Raw genomic sequence first — 18523 nt, 5'->3', positions numbered from 1 at the left:
TTTGAGAGGGATTGATTCTTTACAGTTGCCTTTTTAGGCTAATTGTCTAGAATCAATTCTTTTTTATGGCATAAGCAGATAATTTTTGTGGCCCTTCTAAAAGAATTCTAATAATTTGTAGGGTGCCATCGTCTTTGGTGGCTATCTGCCATTTAATCAGAGAGATTTGCCCTTCTTCAATTTCTATACCGGTAATACTCCTAGGGTGTACACAGCTACCATCGTTAAAAAATGGAATATTGCCCGGTTCTGGAAATCTTGGTCTATGCGTGTGCCCTGTAAGCGTAATAAGCATATTATTTTTTAGTATCCAGCGCTTAATACGTTTTTCTACTTTTATTAGCTCCTTATGATTTTTTGCGGGGCTTGTAGGATCTGCAATTCCCCACACTTGTAATGGTTTCCATAGAACCCTAACTAAAAACCGATTGATACGCCATCCATGGTAATTCATGAATTCTGCCTGATGCCCATGGGTTAAAAAAATTTGTTGCCCGCTATTCCGGTGTTCGAGAACAATTGCTTCTTGGTAAACTAAGCCATCTAGTAAGTTAGATTCTGCCTCGTTCTTAGGTTCAAAATAAGTGTATAGATTTTTCTTTACATATTCAGGGTCTTTATATACCATATCATGATTACCATATATCATGTGAAGCCTGGAAGAATCATGGTATTTTTTTAAGAGAAGATAGATGTTCTTATGGGCTTCGAAAACAGCTTGGAAGTTCAGGTTTTCCCAAAGTTCATCACCATCTCCTATTTCGCAATAACTAAATCCTTCTTTGTAATAATGTTTTAAGGCGTGGTAATAGATATTTCTATTGTTTGCAAACTCATCTGCAAAGCTGTTGTCTCCCCTATGACAATCACTAAAAAAAATAAATTTTGAAGTGTTATCATAATAGAGTTTTTTGGCATTTTTATAGGCTCTTGTAAATCTTTCGAAAGAGGACATCCTTATTTTTAGGAGTAATATCCTAAAAAAGCACGATATATCGTAATAATTTCCTTAACATAAACAAATCGATTTGTTTTGTAATTTTATGAAGGTATTGCAGACTAATAGTATCATGATGAAAACTACAGATAAAGAAATGCCCTTACAAATGCTTATCAGTTTTGATAAGATATTAAAAAGGTATGACGAGATGGCTAAAAGCCCGGATAAGTTTTTGGCGTCCAAGGCAAAGCACGTTCTAAAAACACAGGCTCCATACCCCATACTCCGAGAAGGTTTTGATGATGTATCCTTGCTACAAGAACATGAAGACGTTATTAAAGTAATTTTACAAGACTCTTTTGCGGATGTCCTGGGACAAAATGAAATAAAGACCGCTTCCTTACCATATTACAATGTACTTTTTAACGCATCTCCCAGGTTTAAAAAAATAGTTGAAAATGCCGGAACAGACTACGTCCCTTTTTTACGGAATCAGGAAGAAGGGATAGACTACATCATGGCCTGTATTGTAATTCTGAATTTTCATTACGGATATCAATTAGATTTTAGCAGACCATATTTTTATGATATTCCCGATGCCAATGGTATTATGCGGCATTATCGCATACTGTACAATGCAGATTTTATGGAAATAATACCTACTTCCCTCTCCAAAGATATTACTCAAGAAGATGTAGATAGACTGTTAGAGAATCCAGAGGACATGAGTTTATGGAAAGAGATGATTCCTCCCAATAGCTTTATTTCAAAAGGATTCGTTATTTCTAATATGTTTGATGTTACTGCTGAACACACGATATCTGAGATAAAGACGGCATTGATATCAAGCGATAAAAGAGGAAGTGAAAATTTTATCACGGATCTCCAAGAAACCTTTAAATCTTTTTTTAAAGTTAAAGAGCTTAGAATAGGGTTTGTTACCTATAACGCTGAAGAGGATCAATTAGAAAGAGTTTTTGGAAACGGAATGGAGAGCTTTCTCCTAAATGATGCTAACAAGAAAATCTGCAATAAGCTACTCTGTGAAGGTTCTTATGAGAGACTTTTAGAAGAAAAATCCTATTTCGCTATTTCGGATGTAGACAAAGCATATAAAATCTCTGAAGGAAGTGCGCCTTATAAATCTCTGTATGAGCAAGGAATTAAGAGCGCCATTTTTGCTCCTATCGTCAATGAAGGTCAGTTGTTAGGGGTATTAGAACTAGTTTCAACAAAAAAGAATAAACTAAACGGAATTAACGCTAATAAGCTAGAAGATGTAATGCCCTACATAGTGGCAGCGGTAGTCCGTTCTAAAATTGAAGAAGAAAACTTAATTGATGCAGTAATTCAAAATGAATGTACCGCGGTTCATAAGTCAGTACATTGGAGATTTGAACAAGAAGCGAAGCAATTTATTATGGATGGCCTGGAAGAAAAACAGCCATCTTTCAAGGAAATTGTATTTAAAGAGGTATATCCGTTGTACGGTCAAATTGATATTAGTGAATCTTCAAATGCCAGAAACACGGCAATACAGAGGGATCTAATGATTCAATTATCCCATATTAAGAATATTCTAGAAGCTGCTTTTGAATTGGAGAAACTGCCAATTTATGAAGAACTTAATTTTAGAATAGAAAACTACGTAGTTGATGTGCGGGAGGCGCTATATTCTAATATGGAACAATCTATATATGATTTCGTCAATGCTGATATAGTGCCCGTTTTGGAACATCTCAAAACTATCGACGAAGGTCTGTCTCAACTAGTTAAGGCCTATGAGGAATCTATTGATGAAAATACACATTCCTATTACGATCATAGAAAGCAGTATGATCAGAGTGTAATGAAAATCAATAAAAAACTAGCTTCTGTGTTAGACAAGCACCAGGAGCAAGCACAACAAATGTTTCCCCATTTCTATGAACGCTATAAGACGGATGGCATAGAGCACAATATGTATATTGGAAATTCAATTTCAAGAGATAAAACTTTTGACACTTTATATCTTAATAATTTAAGATTATGGCAGTTACAAGTTATGTGTGAAATGGAAAACAGTTATTATCGACTAAAACCTGAATTGGAAGTTCCTTTAGATGTTGCATCCTTGGTATTGGTTTATAGCACCTCTTTGTCTATACGTTTTAGAATGGACGAAAAGCGATTCGACGTAGATGGTACGTATAATGCACGCTACGAAATAATTAAAAAACGTATCGATAAATCAACAATTAAAGGTACCAGAGAAAGACTTACCCAAAAAGGTAAATTAGCCATTGTATATTCTCAGAAAAAGGACGAACTGGAATACTTGAGATATATATCTTTTTTAAAGGCAAAAGGCTATTTTACGAATAATATAGAAATTGTTGAGTTAGAAGGTTTACAAGGGGTTTCAGGACTAAAAGCTATTCGTGCAGAAATCCTTTACAAGAAGGATAAGGAACAGGAGAATACCTATACCTACGAAGACTTAATGAATGAATTAAAAGTAGACTAATATTTACTGAATTCTGCTTTGGGTTAAGGAGTGCCATAAAAATGGAAAGCTACTCCAAAAGCCATGACTGAAATTATTACACCTATCATGAAAATAGTATACGTCCAATAAAGTATTTTATATTTTCTATTAAGAACCAGGCCTAAGAAATACAAGTCCTTGGTAAGTGACGAATAAATGTATTCCTTGTCTTTTACCATTTCTTGAATTGCCCACTCATAGTCGTTTAGGCTCATTTTATGAAAATTTCCAAAAAAGAGTAAGTTTACTTTTTTGTTCGTAACATCCTCTTTGCTAAACTCTCCACTTGTAACATTTGGGCGTGTAGCAATTACTGCGAGAACCATAGAAGTTACGCTGAACACTAAAAAAACAACGGTTGGATAAATCAGGTAGGCATTGGATGGGTTATCTAATTTTGGGATTAGATTTGCCAAAACCAATGAAATAATAATGGCATTTACGGACAGCAAGATATTCGCCTTGGTGTCTGCAATATCGCTCAAGGTTAAATGATTTTTTAAGCTTACCCTAAACAAAGTCTGAACCCCCCTATCCGGACTTTCATTTTTATATTTAGCCTTAATAGCCTCCTTTTTCACAATTTCTTTGATCGTTTTTTTGCTTTTTATTAGCCTACTTAGGTTTTTGTCTTTCTTAGGCTGCCACTCGGATTTGGCATAGTCTGTAAAATAGTGATGTTTAGTTCTAAGCATTTTAATGTTTTCTCCGAGCCATTCTTTTACATTAAAACTTGCTATTCCTAGAAGAGCTAATTCTTCCCTCAGTAGTTCGCAGGTTTCCAAATAGCTCTTTTGAGCAAAATGGGAAGAGTCTGCATCTCTTATTATTTCTTCATTCAAATTTGTAGGTTGATGATGCATTACAGTGGCCATAATGCACGACTTTACCTTTTCAATCCGCTCCTTTGGATAGTTCTGCGAACTAAGAAATTCCTCGGCTATTATACAACTCTCTTTCTCATGATTCTTATGTCCTCTTGTATATCCTACATCGTGTAACCAAGCCGAGAGAATTAGAATCTCCTTCTCATCTGTAGCCAGTTCAAGGGCTTCTATCAATTCATATGTGCTCTTAACTACACGTTGTGTATGTCTGAGATTATGATATAAATACTTCGGATCTAGATGCGAAACTAAAAGTTCGGTTGCAAAAGACTCTGTTTTTTCCAGAATTGAAGACATAAAATGTGTTTATTAATCTAAAATACGAATTAACTATATCTCCTTAAAATATATGTCGTATTTTGATGGTTAACCGTGATCCGGCCTTTGTTATTTTAGCCTTAAAGTAGACGAAAATTATCTAATACCTTACCATTAAAACTAAAATTTAATAATAGACGACTTCCTATTGGATTTTGGCGCTATATTAGTAATTTACCTATAAAATTTTCGACAGAGATCAGAAATAGAATAATTATGCCCGTGAAACTATTCTTTAAAACCTCCTTTATTCTTGCAGGACTTTTGGTTTTAAGTTCATGTGCTTCACATAAGCTTCAATACCATAAGGAAGAGCTTAGTACATTAAGTGCTGAAAAACAAATAGAACATACCTTCTATCTAATCGGAGATGCGGGGAATTCTCCCAAAGACTCTATGACGGTCGCTTTACGAGATTTTCAGACAGAATTATCTAAGGCAAACAAGAATTCAACCGCCCTGTTTTTGGGCGATAATATATACCCCAAAGGGTTGCCAAAGAAAGAAGAAGAAGGGAGAGAGATGGCAGAACATCAATTGGATGTTCAGATTTCAGCTGTCAAAGAATTTCCGGGAAGAAGTATTTTTATACCTGGGAATCACGACTGGTACAGTCAGGGACCAGAAGGCTTAAAAAGACAAGAAAAGTATATTGAAGATAGGTTGGGGAAAAATACTTTTTTGCCGGAGAATGGCTGTCCAATAAGAAAAGTCAAAATTAATGATGAGGTTGAATTAATAGTGGTTGATACTGAGTGGTATATCACAAAGTGGGACAAGCACCCAACCCTAAATGACGATTGTGAGATAAGGTCGAGAAATCGGTTTTTTATAGAATATGAAAGCCTTATTAAAAAAGCCAGAGGTAAGACTACGGTGGTTGCTTTGCATCATCCACTTTTTACTAATGGCCCACATGGCGGTCAATTCTCCGTAGGTCAGCACATGACCCCTATTCCTATTTTAGGAACCCTAAAAAATGTTTTGCGAAGAGCCGGTGGGGTTTCCCCAGCGGATATTCAACACAAACGATATGACGAACTACGGGAGAGGATTATAACACTTTCTCAGGAAAATGATCGTGTAATTTTTGTTTCGGGTCACGAACATAGTCTTCAATACTTGGTTGAGGCCAATTTGCCGCAAATTGTGAGTGGCGCTGGTTCTAAAACAACACCAACTCGAAACGTTGGAGGAGGAAAGTTCTCTTATGGAGCTCCAGGATTTGCGAAACTTATGGTATATACGGATGGTTCTTCTGAAGTTGCCTTTTATTCTTCAAAAGATAAGGCAACAGTTTTTAGTACCACGGTATTTGAGGCAGAGGAAGAAGAAGTGCCGTCCTTTGCTAAAGACTTTCCACCTACAAAAAAGGCTTCTATTTATACGGAGGAGGAAACTGAAAAATCAAATTTTTATAAATGGCTATGGGGGGAACGATATAGGGATGTTTATAGTACGGGAATCCAAGCTCCGACTGTAGACCTGGACACTTTGTTTGGGGGTCTTACCCCAATAAGAAAGGGGGGTGGGCATCAGTCCACTTCACTCAGACTAGAGAACAATAAAGGCCAGCAGTATATTATGAGGGCAATGCGTAAAGATGCTCTTTTGTATATTCAATCAGTAGGATTTAAAGACCAATACGTTAAGGACGAATTTGATAAAACGGCAACGGAAGAATTAATTCTAGATGTGTTTACAGGCGATCACCCATATATACCATTTATCACAGGTGATTTGTCGGATGCCGTTGGTGTTTTTCATACTAATCCTAAATTGTATTATGTACCCAAACAAAACGCCATTGGGAAATACAATGATGAATTTGGGGATGCTTTGTATATGATTGAAGAAAGGACAGACGATGGTCATGGAGATAAGGCGAGTTTTGGGTATGCCAATGAGATGATTAGCACCTATGATATGATGGATAAAATTCGTAAGAATGAAAACCATAGAATAGATGAACAAGCCTATATACGGGCCAGGATGTTTGATATGTTGATAGGAGACTGGGACAGACACCAGGATCAATGGCGTTGGGCCGTATTTAAAGAAGAAGGGGCCACTATTTACAAACCCGTTCCTCGTGATAGAGATCAGGCTTTTTCAATTATGAACGACGGATTTATGTTAGGGATGGCCACAACCCTAGCCGCTTCCACCAGATTATTGAACTCCTACGACGAAGATATTAAAGCAATTAGATGGAGTAATTTTAATCCATACATTCTAGATGTTGCCCTAATTGAGAATTCCGGAGAGGAAGTTTGGCTTAATCAGGCGGCCTTTATATCTGAACATATTACAGATGAGGTAATAGAAAAGGCTTTCTTAGGAATACCTCCAGAACTTCAAAACCAGACTATAGATGACATAAAAAGAAAATTACGAGGCCGCAGGGCTAACCTAGTCAAAATAGCAGCAGACTATTACAAAGTGATTAGTAAGTATGCAGTGATTAAGGGAACCGATAAGGACGATTGGTTTGATATTGAAAGGAAGTCATTCGGTGTAACTAAAGTTACTGCCTATAGAATTAAGGGTGGAAAAAAGGGCCCCAAGATTCATGAAAGAGAATATTCTCATAATTATACTAAGGAGATATGGATTTATGGATTGGACGATGATGATTACTTCCAAGTAAATGGAAAAGGTAACAAACCAATCCCCGTAAGAATGATTGGTGGAGCCAACAATGATACCTATGAGGTTCTCGAGGGAGGCAAAACCCATATATATGATTTTAAAAGTAAGCCAAATACAGTCCTGACTTCAAAAGGGAGAAAGCATATTAAAGATGACTACGAAAATAATAACTATGACTATAGCAAGCCCAAGTACAATGTAAATACCTTGGTTCCAATTATTGGTGCCAATCCAGATGATGGCTTAAAAATTGGACTTATTGAAAATTTAAAGACCTATGGTTTTGAGCGCAATCCTTTTACTTCAAGTCACCTGCTCGCAGCTGCTTTTTACACCTCCACGGGAGGATTTGATTTGGGATACAATGGAGAATTTGCACATGTTTTAGGGAATTTAAATCTAGATATTAAAGGAAGATTTACTAGCCCGAATTACAGCATAAACTTTTTTGGTTATGGGAATTCAACTCCCAATCCAAACGTGGTAAATGAAGATCGATTTAATTTAGACTACAACAGGGTAAAAATTGGGGTCTTAATGGGATATGCAGGCTTGGTTTGGAGAGGGGAAAATAATGGAGAATTTACCATAGGGACTAAATATGAATCCATTGAATTGGACAAAACAGAGGGAAGATATATTAATCTGTTTTCATCCATAGTTCCTCAAGAGGTAAGAAATAATTTCCTTAGCGCCGAGATTGCCTATCGCTACCAAATATACGATAGCAAGACTTTTCCAACTTTTGGAATGGAGTTCGAGTTACTCTCTGGCTATACTTCTAACATAGAAAATTCTAATTCTTTTGGTTTCTTCAAACCAACAATGGGCTTTCATTATAAAATCAGTTCAGATGAGAGACTAGTTTTATCCACCAAATCTAAAGCACATATAATATTTGGAGATGATTTTGAATTCTATCAGGCAGCCAGCATTGGAGGAGATGATGGATTAAGGGGGTATAGAAATCAGAGATTTACCGGGAAGTCTTCTTTTTATCAATCTTCAGATATTCTCTTCAATTTTAAACGATATAAAACTGCGATATTACCACTTGAAATTGGTATTTACGGGGGATTTGACCTCGGAAGAATTTGGGTTAGTGATGACCTAGTATTGGATCCGTCTTTTAATGCTGAGAGCTGGAATACGTCTGTTGGCGGGGGATTTTTTGTAAATGCCGTAGACATGGTAAAAGCCAATCTAGGTCTTTTTCACTCTGACGATGGTTTGCGACTTTCTTTTGGGTTTGTTTTAGGGCTATAGTTTTAAATAAATAGTTTATTACACTCGCATGATTACTTAACATATTTTAGTAGCTTGCAGTTCTTAAAAATCTTTAAATTTATATATATGAAAAGAAGTCTTTTAATAATTTTTGTTGTTTTAATAGCAATGTCGATGCAGAATTGTGGTAGTGTTAAAGTGCTTGATTCATGGGAGGCGAGTGAGGATACGGTTGAAAAGTTTAAGAAAAAGAATGTTTTGGTTTATGCCAGAACTGCGGACAATACTTCAAGAATCGCATTTGAAGAGGCATTAGCGAATGAGTTAAATACTGCTGGTATAAAGGCAACAGAAAGTTTTAAGAAGTTCCCGAAAGTATATGCCAATAGAGAGATTTCGGAGGAAAGAGTTGCTTTAGTACAAAGTGTTCTAGATAGTGAAGGTTATAACGGAATTGTAGTGGTAGCCGTAAAGGATAAAGAACAAACAACGACAACTTCTACAAGTGGCGTATCTGTGGGTATGGGCTATGGAGGCTATTATCCTGGATATTATGGGGGTTTTTATAATTATTATCGGACCCCATATGCTTATGGGCCATATTATGGTGGCTATACAGGATATGCTCCAGTATCTACCACAACCAGTACCTCGACTACGTATATTCTGGAAACGGTGTTTTATAACTTAGATGAACCGGAAGAGAATCAGTTAGTTGCTGTAGTTACTTCTAGCCTTACGGATCCTAAGGAGGCCTATAAAACTGCAAAGAAGTATATGGATACTATGGTTAAAGCATTTGAGGATTAGAAATATTCTATGGAATAGACTTGGATTATTTATTGAGAACAAAAAAGATTAAAAAATGGTGTGATATGCACCATTTTTTTTTTGAATAAGACTTTATTGTCCTATCTTACTTCCCGGAATTGAACTATCTCCCGTCAAGGCCATTCAAACAACTTAGACATAGATTAAAATAAGTAATACTATTTTTTAGAAGCGCAGACAGTGCTTCTATTTCCCCTATGGTAAATAGGCTTGCTTCGCTGAACCGGAAGACTATTGAGAATTATACATAAACACTAAATCTAGAACGAATGAAAAAAAGAATTTTATTGTTGGCCCTTGCGGTTATGACAACCTTGGGTTATGGTCAAAAAAAACCAAATATTCTTGTTATTTGGGGAGATGATATCGGGCAGTCTAATATTAGTGCCTATACCAAGGGCATGATGGGATATCACACTCCTAATATTGATAGAATTGCCAAAGAAGGAATGATTTTCACAGATTATTATGGGGAACAATCATGCACAGCCGGCAGGTCTTCGTTTATTATGGGACAGAGCGTATTTAGAACAGGATTGTCTAAGGTAGGTTTGCCTGGAGCAAAAGAGGGAATGAGAGTAGAAGACCCAACTATTGCTGTTTTACTTAAAGACCAAGGTTATGCTACTGGACAATTTGGAAAAAACCATTTGGGCGATAGAGATGAAATGTTACCTACCAACCATGGTTTTGATGTGTTTTTTGGCAACCTTTATCATTTAAACGCAGAGGAAGAACCAGAGAATGAAGATTACCCTGGAGACATGATTATGGCTGATGGAAGAACTTTTAGAGACACCTATGGTCCCAGAGGAGTGATAAAGTCGAGCGCAGATGGTAGTATTCAGGATACTGGTCCGTTAACTAAAAAGCGTATGGAAACAGTAGACGACGAAACTGTCGCCGCAGCAATAGATTACATTAAACAACAAACGGCTGCGGGGACACCTTGGTTTGTTTGGTGGAGCGGTACCAGAATGCATTTTAGAACCCATGTAAAGCCTGAATTAAGAGGAATATCTGGCCAGAGTGAATACGGCGATGGAATGGTAGAGCACGACATGCATATTGGACAGTTCCTAAAAGTTTTGGATGAATTGGGAATTGCAGATAATACAATTGTCCATTATTCTACAGATAATGGTCCCCATTATAATTCATGGCCTGATGCCGCCGCTACACCTTTTAGGGGAGAGAAAAACACCAATTGGGAAGGCGGATGGAGAGTACCGGCTGCTGTTCGCTGGCCAGGAGTAATTGAACCGGGAAGTGTTAGTAATGGTATTATTCACCATATGGATTGGTTGCCAACTTTTGTGGCCGCTGCAGGTAAAACAGATATCAAAGAAGATCTTTTGGATGGGTATACTTCCAGTGCCCTTGGAAGAAATTATAAGATCCATTTAGATGGTTATAACCTTATAGACCACTTAAAGGACCCGGTTAATGTGCCTAGTCCAAGACATGAGATATTTTATTTTACAGATGATGGTGATTTATCTGCGCTTAGATACGACGAATGGAAATTGGTATTTATGGAGCAAAGAGCTCAGGGAACCCTTCTGTTGTGGGCTAACCCTTTTACACCGCTGAGAATTCCATTAATGTTCAATTTGAGGCAAGACCCATATGAAAGGGCGCAGACTACCTCAAATACGTATTACGACTGGTTGATAGACAGAGCCTATTTGTTGGTTCCAGCCCAGCAATATGTTGGTAAGTTTTTGTCCACATTTAAAGAATACCCACCTCGTCAAAAGGCGGCTAGTTTTTCTTTAGACCAGGTAATGGAGCAGTTGAGCAAAGGAGGAGGATCTAAATAAATAAGACCTATTATATGAAAATTAAAGTCTTTTTTACAGCCCTAATGCTGTTCGGGGTTAACACTTTTGCGCAGCAGACTAAAAAGCCCAATATACTTGTCATTTGGGGAGATGATATCGGTTATTCTAATATAAGCATTAACAGCCAAGGAATGATGGGGTATAAAACCCCTAACATTGATCGAATAGGAAAAGAAGGAGCAGTATTTACAGACTGGTATGCCCAGCAGTCCTGTACTGCTGGAAGGGCGGCATTTATATTGGGACAACATCCGTTTAGAACGGGTCTGTTGACCATAGGAATGCCTGGAGGAGCTCAGGGTATTAAGGATAACCAGCCCACGATAGCTGAATTATTAAAAAATCAGGGGTATACTTCAGGACAGTTTGGTAAAAATCATTTGGGGGATCGTGATGAAATGTTACCGACCAATCATGGCTTCGATGAATTTTTTGGAAACCTTTATCACCTAAATGCCGAAGAAGAACCTGAGGGATATTATTACCCTAAAGACCCAGCTTTTCATGAAAAGTTTGGACCAAGGGGAGTGTTACATTCTTATGCGGATGGGAATATTGAGGACACCGGACCACTTACCAGAAAGCGTATGGAGACTGCAGATGAGGAATTTACCAATGCAGCCATATCCTTCATAGAGAGGGCTCATAATGCTGGGAAACCATTTTTTGTCTGGTTAAGTGCCACACGAATGCATGTATGGACCCATTTAAAAGAAGAGAGCTCTGGCGTTACCGGTATAGGTTTATATCCTGATGGAATGGTGGAGCACGATAAGTCTATCGGATTAGTTTTAAATAAACTCGAGGAGTTAGGTATAATAGACAACACTATAATAATGTATTCTACCGATAATGGTGCTGAAAAATTCACCTGGCCAGATGGAGGAACAACTCCCTTTGCAGGGGAAAAAGGCTCCACATGGGAAGGGGGCTTTCGTGTACCATGTGTTATAAGATGGCCTGGGGTTATTAAACCAGGTACCATATCGAATGATATCCATTCACACGAAGATATGATGCCCACCTTATTAGCTGCTGCTGGAGTATCGGATGTAAAAGAGAAATTACTTAATGGTTACGAGGCAAATGGAAAGAACTTTAAAGTTCACTTAGATGGGTATAACCTTATGCCTCTATGGAAGGGAGATGTTTCTGAAAATCCGAGAAAAGAGATTTTCTATTTTGATGCAGGAGGTAATCTAAACGCGATTAGGTATAATAATTGGAAATTACATTTTTCCTATATGGAAGGTGCCATAAATGAGGCTTTTAGAGTTACCCCGTCCTGGCCATTAGTTATTAATTTAAGAGCTGATCCATTTGAAGTGTCTTGGAAGTCTTCGATGTACACTAAATGGTATGGAGACAATATGTGGCTTTTTGTTCCGGCACAGGCCTATGCCGCCAAATTTTTGGAAACATTTAAAGAATTTCCACCGGTTAGTGGAAGTTCCTTGGGAATTGACAAAGTGGTACAAAGCCTTGGTAGCAGACCACAGAATTAGTTATAGACCATAATTTTAAATTTCACTAATGAATAAAAATCTTCAGGCCATTAATGTTTTAGAGACGGAGATGAATTCCTCCGTCTTAGGGCAGGAGAATATTGTAAGGCGAATAATTTTAGTGCTTTTGGCAAACGGAAATCTTTTATTAGAAGGTCTTCCGGGACTTGCTAAAACTAGGGCTATTAGTAGCCTTGCCAAGAATTTAGACGCAGGTTTAAGTAGGATTCAATTTACACCAGATCTTCTTCCTTCCGATATTACAGGAACGGAAGTTTATCAGCCTGAAGCTAAAGAGAAGTTTATTTTTCAGCCTGGTCCAATATTTAATAACCTTATTTTGGCCGATGAGATCAACAGAGCTCCGGCTAAAGTACAATCGGCACTGTTAGAGGCTATGGAAGAAAGACAGGTTACTGTTGCTGGTGAAACGCATGCTTTGGACCCACTTTTTATGGTTATGGCAACGCAAAACCCTATTGAGCAGGAAGGGACTTATCCTCTTCCGGAAGCCCAAATGGATCGCTTTCTAATGCATGTAATTGTAGATTATCCAGATGTGGCTTCAGAGATTAAAGTACTAAGTTTGGTAAGAAGTGAAGAAGCTTCTTCCCCCAGCAAGGCAAAAGAGAAAGAGACTCTTTCTCAAGATATCGTTTTTGAAGCACGAAAAGATATTCATAAGATACATGTGTCTGAGAGTATCGAGAACTATATCGTGGCATTGGTAAATGCCACTAGATATCCAGAAAAGTATTCTGAGGTTCTGGCTTCATGGATAGACTATGGAGCCAGCCCCAGAGCATCGATTGCCTTTGATAAGTGTAGTCGTGTTAATGCTTGGCTGAATGAAAAAGACTTTGTAAGTCCCGATGATGTTAGAGCTGTTGCTCATGACATTTTGCGGCATAGAATAGTACAAAGTTATGAAGCCAATGCAGAGGGGGTTACCAAAAATCAGATAATTGATGAATTATTAAAACTTGTGGCAGTCGCCTAATATTAAAAAGTATGAAAATAAATGTTTTAGGCTATGTGTTGTCTTTTGCTTTCCTTTTACTGGTAGGGTGTAAGGAATCGGTTAATTTAGATACTCCTTCGCAGATAGAGGTTGTTACCGTTGATCCGCTTCCTTCATGGAATGAGGGCGATACCAAAAGTGCGATAATATCGTATGTTGAGATGGTAACCTTGGAGGGTGGAGAGGGTTTTGTCCCAATAGAGGATAGGATTGCAACTTTTGATAATGACGGGAATCTATGGTCTGAGCAGCCCTTGTATTTTCAATTGATATATGCGATAGAACAGATTAAAAAAATGGCACCAGACCACCCGGAATGGCAAACGGATCAACCTTTCAAAGCCATTTTAGACAATGATATGGAGGAGCTGCTACAGCAAGGCGAAAAAGGTATTTTGGAAATTGTAATGGCTAGTCATGCAGGTATGTCGGATGAAGAATTTCAGGAGCAAGTTATATCATGGCTTCAGACTGCTAAACATCCAAGATTTAACCAGCCATATAATGCCATGGTTTATCAGCCCATGCTAGAGTTGTTGGATTTTTTAAGGGACAATGGTTTTAAAACATTTATTGTCTCGGGTGGGGGAGTCGATTTTATGAGAGTTTGGGTAAGTGAGGTATATGGAATTCCTACCTATCAGGTAGTTGGTAGTTCCATTAAAAAGGAATTCAATTATAATGAGGGGAAACCTACCATTAGAAGAAGTCCAGCTTTGGAATTTATAGATGATAAAGAAGGAAAGCCTGTGGGCATAAGTAAATTTATTGGAAAGAGACCAATCTTTGCTTCGGGAAATTCGGATGGAGATTTGCAGATGATGCAATACACTGCGTCTAATAAATACCCAAGTTTTATGCTGTATACTCATCATACAGATGCTGATAGAGAATGGGCATACGACCGAGACTCCCATATAGGTAAGTTAGACAAAGGTCTGGATGAGGCTTTGGAAAGGGGATGGACAATAATTGATATGGCAAAAGACTGGAAAACTGTATATCCCTTTCAATTAGAAAATGAGTAAATCGTATGCCCAAAGAACTTCTAACAAAGAACGAAGAAGAGTCACGAAAAGGTCCTCCCGAAGTTTATGTAAACCTGAGAGACCTAATTGGACTTCAATATGAGGCGAGGGGATTTAGTTTTTTGCCGAAATATGCAGTTCAAAGCGTTCTATCTGGGAAACATCGATCAAAACTTCGAGGTAGAGGATTAGACTTTGATGAGGTACGTAAGTATATTCCCGGAGATGATATTCGCAATATAGATTGGAAGGTTACCGCCAGAGTTGGGGAAACACACACCAAGGAATTTACAGAAGAAAAGGAACGCCCTGTTTTTTTTATAGTCGATCAGTCGAGTTCTATGTTCTTTGGTACAATGGTCTATCTAAAGTCTGTGGTAGCGGCGCAATTGGCTGCAGTTGGGTGTTGGAGGACCTTAGAAGTAGGAGATCGGGTAGGAGGTTTGGTTTTTAACGATAACCACATAGATTACATTAAGCCAAGGAGGGATAGAAAATCTGTTCAACAATATTTGTCTTTAATTGCCAAAAAAAATCAAGAATTACGGGCTGAAAAAAAGACAAATGCTATTAAACACGCCTTAAATGAGGGTTTAAGACATTCGGAAGAAGTTATCACCCACGATTATTTGGTTGTAGTTATTAGTGACCTTCATTCGTTTAACAGCGAATCGATGAAGAGCATTATAAGGCTTAGGAAAAGAAATGATGTTATAATAGCTAAGGTAAGTGATCCGGGGGAAGAGATATTGTTTAAGAGTAATTTGGTTATTTCAGATGGCGAATTTCAGACTAGGTTAAGCCAAAGCCAAAAGATAAGAGCAGATTATGCCAAAAACTTTTCCACAAAGAATGAAGATCTCTTCACTGGTTTTAAAAAATTTGGCATCCCCTATTTTCAAGTAAATACCTTAGATTCTGCGGCTAAACAGTTAAGAGAAATACTGGCTGGAAACAGGAAAAGGAACGGTAAATAAAGTGTTTTCAGAACTTAAAGAAATATGGACCTCAGGGCATTTGGAGTTTGAATATCCTTGGATGTTATGGCTAATTCTTGCCCCTATTTTGATTTTGGCATTAAAACCACTGCGATATAGGGCTGAATCTCTATTTGCTCCTTTTTTTGATGAGATTATCCGCTTAAAGCAAGAGAAGCCAACAAAAGGAGTGCAAATAGCAAAAAGAAATCCGATCGCCTTAGTCCTTCTTTTACTCGTTTGGATTTCTCTTGTATGTGCCGCTGCCTCTCCTCAACTTATTGGAGAACCTGAAAAACAAATTAAAACAGCTCGTAATTTTCTTATAAACGTGGATATTTCACTAAGTATGGAGACCAGGGACTGGGTTAATCAGAAAGGTGTAAAAACTACCAGATGGGAGGCTGTAAAGGAGGTAATGGCAGAATTTATATCTCGGAGAAAGGGGGATAGGATGGGACTAATTTTATTTGGTTCTCAGGCTTATTTACAGACCCCGTTTACAGATGATCTTGAGGTAGTTGAATCTTTATTAAAAGAATCAGAAGTGGGTATGGCAGGGGCCAAAACAGCCATTGGCAATTCTATTGGTAAGGCAGTAGAGCTTTTTGAACAGGATAGTATTCAGAAAAAGGTAATGGTACTTATTACCGATGGTGCCGATAGCGGTAGCGAATTAAAACCTATACAAGCGGCAAGGCTCGCTGCGGCAGATAGTATTGTAATTTATACTATCGGGATAGGCACCACAGAAGCACAGATTTATGAATTAGATGAATATACCCTCACAGAGATTGCAAAGGCAACAACAGGTCAGTATTTTAAAGCCTCGGATCGGGAAAGACTGGAGCAGGTATATGACGAATTAGATCAATTGGAACCGATTGAATACGAGAATAAAGACTATATTCCTAAGAGACTTCTTTTCTATTACCCCTTGATAGTTGCTTTTATTGCAGCCTTGGGATATCATTTAATAATGGGAATAGGGTATTCCTTTAGACTAATCTTCTATAAACCCAAGGAATATGGATGATTTATCTTTAAATGAGTATATAAAGCTTGCCTGGGAGAACTTATTTTTTCTAAGGCCAGATTGGTTGTACGCTTTTTTTCCAATACTTCTTTTGATTATACTCTTTGTGCTAAATCATAAAAGAAGAGAAAATTGGAAAAGAAATTATGCAGCGCATCTCCTGCCCTATTTAACGATACCAGGTACCAGTCGTCAGTTTATAATACCAAAAGCTTTGCTGGTATTACTTCTGTCCTTAATGACTTTAGCTTTGGCCGGACCTACATGGGAAAGAATAGAAAAGCCAGGGCAAAGAACAGAGGCGGTAATGATAGTTCTTTTGGATCTTTCCCGATCGATGCTGGCAGAAGATATTCAACCCAACAGATTGGAACGAGCAAAATTAAAATTAAAGGATTTTTTTAAGGCGAACCCGAATTCTAAAACTTCTTTGGTGGCATACGCCGGGTCTGCTCATTCTGTGGTTCCTTTTAGCAAAGATTACAAGACTATTAATAAACAAATGGAAGCCCTTAGACCTGATATAATGCCTGTGATGGGAACCAATTTAGACGATGCTTTGAATCTGGCCGACTCCCTTCTGGCTTTGGTACAAGCACCGAGTACCATACTTATTGTAAGCGATAATTTCACTACTGATAATATTCAAAGAATTGCGCAAACGGCAAGTCATACACATATGGAGTTAATGGCAATATCTACCCCAAATGGCGCTACTATCCCAAGAGGTAAAGGAGTACAAAAAGATGCAAGTGGAAATACGGTAATTAGCAGGCTGGATATTAGTACTTTAGATCAGTTAGGTACTTTGGAGAATGTTAATGTAGTAACGGTTACATTAGACGATACGGACGTGAGTATATTGGCAGCAAGAGTTCGTCAGAACCTGGAATTCATAATCGACTTAGATAATGCCGAAGAGGACTGGCAAGATCAAGGAATTTGGTTAGTATTTCCCTTATTATTTATTAGTCTATTTTGGTTTAGACGGGGTTGGAAAGTTCATTGGATATGGCTATTACTCTTTTCATTTAACTCTTGTAATAGAATAGAAGATTTTTCTTTAAAAAATCTGTTTTATTCTGCAGACCAGCGGGCCCAGAGATTATTAGAGAAAGGGGAAAAAGTAGAAGCAGCAGAAACATTCACTTCAGACATTCACAAGGGTTATGTCTATTATCAAATGGGAGAATTAGACAAGGCTGCGGAGGCTTATTCTAGGGATGTTAGCCCAGAAGGCTTCTATAACTTAGGGGTGGTTTACAGTGATATGGGCGATCTTAAGGCAGCACAACAAGCTTTTGATGCTGCATTGCAGTTAGATCCAGAAATGGCGAAAGCTTCGATTAATTTGGAAAAGCTAGCCCAGGTAAATGACAGCATCACAGAGGCCAATTCTTTGGCGGAAGATAATCTTACCGATCCGGATGGTAAACCAAAAGAATTTCAGGAATATACTGAAGTTCCTGATGAAAAAGATGTTGCTCAAAAAAGTGATGAGACTTATAAAGGAAAGGGTGATGTACAAGAAATGGTAACTAAGGAAGTCGATGAAAATACTATTGATATTTTTGAACTCGATGAGAGTATTGTACTAGATAAGGATGCGGCCAAGCAAACACTCTTAAGGCAGGTTACGGAAGATCCCTCGGTATTTTTAAGAAGAAAATTTGCGTATCAAATAAAAAACAGAACTATTAAGCCTGAAAAACAATTGGAGGATTGGTAGA

Annotated in this window: 12 protein-coding genes; 10 read left to right on the top strand and 2 right to left on the bottom strand. The window is 37.9% G+C overall.

The window, feature by feature from the left end:
• Nucleotides 1-52: 52 nt before the first annotated feature.
• Nucleotides 53-955 (bottom strand): metallophosphoesterase, encoded by a 903-nt coding sequence (locus PXG98_RS01575; RefSeq protein ID WP_276388644.1) that lies wholly within the window; start codon nt 953-955, stop codon nt 53-55.
• A 115-nt stretch (nt 956-1070) separates the two neighbouring features.
• Between PXG98_RS01575 and PXG98_RS01570 the strand changes: the two genes are divergently transcribed.
• Nucleotides 1071-3446 carry a GAF domain-containing protein gene (locus PXG98_RS01570; RefSeq protein ID WP_276388643.1) on the top strand — a complete coding sequence of 792 codons (2376 nt, stop codon included), beginning with the start codon at nt 1071-1073 and terminating at the stop codon, nt 3444-3446.
• A 23-nt stretch (nt 3447-3469) separates the two neighbouring features.
• Here PXG98_RS01570 and PXG98_RS01565 read toward each other — a convergent pair whose 3' ends face one another.
• A complete protein-coding gene (locus PXG98_RS01565; protein ID WP_276388642.1) occupies nt 3470-4651 on the bottom strand; it encodes a Pycsar system effector family protein in 1182 nt (393 codons plus the stop codon).
• 237 nt (nt 4652-4888) lie between these two features.
• Here PXG98_RS01565 and PXG98_RS01560 point away from each other — a divergent pair, with 237 nt between their 5' ends.
• From PXG98_RS01560 to PXG98_RS01520, 9 genes are all read left to right on the top strand, one after another.
• The gene (locus PXG98_RS01560; protein ID WP_276388641.1) at nt 4889-8590 is read left to right on the top strand and encodes a metallophosphoesterase; all 3702 of its coding nucleotides are present in this window, start codon (nt 4889-4891) and stop codon (nt 8588-8590) included.
• A gap of 87 nt (nt 8591-8677) precedes the next feature.
• Complete coding sequence (locus PXG98_RS01555) at nt 8678-9361, top strand: hypothetical protein (RefSeq protein WP_276388640.1); 684 nt, start codon at nt 8678-8680, stop codon at nt 9359-9361.
• A gap of 290 nt (nt 9362-9651) precedes the next feature.
• A complete protein-coding gene (locus PXG98_RS01550) occupies nt 9652-11205 on the top strand; it encodes an arylsulfatase (protein ID WP_276388639.1) in 1554 nt (517 codons plus the stop codon).
• Nucleotides 11206-11219: 14 nt separating this feature from the next.
• Nucleotides 11220-12731: an arylsulfatase gene (locus PXG98_RS01545; RefSeq protein WP_276388638.1), complete on the top strand. Its 1512-nt coding sequence runs from the start codon at nt 11220-11222 to the stop codon at nt 12729-12731.
• A gap of 28 nt (nt 12732-12759) precedes the next feature.
• On the top strand, nt 12760-13731 hold the full coding sequence (locus PXG98_RS01540; RefSeq protein WP_276388637.1) for an AAA family ATPase: 972 nt from the start codon (nt 12760-12762) through the stop codon (nt 13729-13731).
• A gap of 11 nt (nt 13732-13742) precedes the next feature.
• Nucleotides 13743-14780: an HAD family hydrolase gene (locus PXG98_RS01535; RefSeq protein ID WP_276388636.1), complete on the top strand. Its 1038-nt coding sequence runs from the start codon at nt 13743-13745 to the stop codon at nt 14778-14780.
• A 5-nt stretch (nt 14781-14785) separates the two neighbouring features.
• Nucleotides 14786-15757 carry a DUF58 domain-containing protein gene (locus tag PXG98_RS01530; RefSeq protein ID WP_276388635.1) on the top strand — a complete coding sequence of 324 codons (972 nt, stop codon included), beginning with the start codon at nt 14786-14788 and terminating at the stop codon, nt 15755-15757.
• A 1-nt stretch (nt 15758) separates the two neighbouring features.
• Nucleotides 15759-16793, top strand: a complete 1035-nt coding sequence (locus PXG98_RS01525; RefSeq protein ID WP_276388634.1) for a vWA domain-containing protein — start codon at nt 15759-15761, stop codon at nt 16791-16793.
• Nucleotides 16786-18522, top strand: a complete 1737-nt coding sequence (locus PXG98_RS01520; RefSeq protein WP_276388633.1) for a VWA domain-containing protein — start codon at nt 16786-16788, stop codon at nt 18520-18522. The genes PXG98_RS01525 and PXG98_RS01520 overlap by 8 nt, the downstream gene beginning before the upstream one ends.
• Nucleotide 18523 lies beyond the last annotated feature (1 nt).

The organism is Eudoraea chungangensis (assembly GCF_029360665.1).
In the GTDB taxonomy this organism is placed as follows: Bacteria; Bacteroidota; Bacteroidia; order Flavobacteriales; family Flavobacteriaceae; genus Eudoraea; species Eudoraea chungangensis.
This window is presented reverse-complemented; position numbering and strand designations above follow the sequence as displayed.

Bases quoted from the DNA above. Each gene is read 5' to 3' on its own strand.
- PXG98_RS01575 (WP_276388644.1), bottom strand. From the start codon at position 955: ATGTCCTCTTTCGAAAGATTTACAAGAGCCTATAAAAATGCCAAAAAA.
- PXG98_RS01570 (WP_276388643.1), top strand. From the start codon at position 1,071: ATGATGAAAACTACAGATAAAGAAATGCCCTTACAAATGCTTATCAGT.
- PXG98_RS01565 (WP_276388642.1), bottom strand. From the start codon at position 4,651: ATGTCTTCAATTCTGGAAAAAACAGAGTCTTTTGCAACCGAACTTTTA.
- PXG98_RS01560 (WP_276388641.1), top strand. From the start codon at position 4,889: ATGCCCGTGAAACTATTCTTTAAAACCTCCTTTATTCTTGCAGGACTT.
- PXG98_RS01555 (WP_276388640.1), top strand. From the start codon at position 8,678: ATGAAAAGAAGTCTTTTAATAATTTTTGTTGTTTTAATAGCAATGTCG.
- PXG98_RS01550 (WP_276388639.1), top strand. From the start codon at position 9,652: ATGAAAAAAAGAATTTTATTGTTGGCCCTTGCGGTTATGACAACCTTG.
- PXG98_RS01545 (WP_276388638.1), top strand. From the start codon at position 11,220: ATGAAAATTAAAGTCTTTTTTACAGCCCTAATGCTGTTCGGGGTTAAC.
- PXG98_RS01540 (WP_276388637.1), top strand. From the start codon at position 12,760: ATGAATAAAAATCTTCAGGCCATTAATGTTTTAGAGACGGAGATGAAT.
- PXG98_RS01535 (WP_276388636.1), top strand. From the start codon at position 13,743: ATGAAAATAAATGTTTTAGGCTATGTGTTGTCTTTTGCTTTCCTTTTA.
- PXG98_RS01530 (WP_276388635.1), top strand. From the start codon at position 14,786: ATGCCCAAAGAACTTCTAACAAAGAACGAAGAAGAGTCACGAAAAGGT.
- PXG98_RS01520 (WP_276388633.1), top strand. From the start codon at position 16,786: ATGGATGATTTATCTTTAAATGAGTATATAAAGCTTGCCTGGGAGAAC.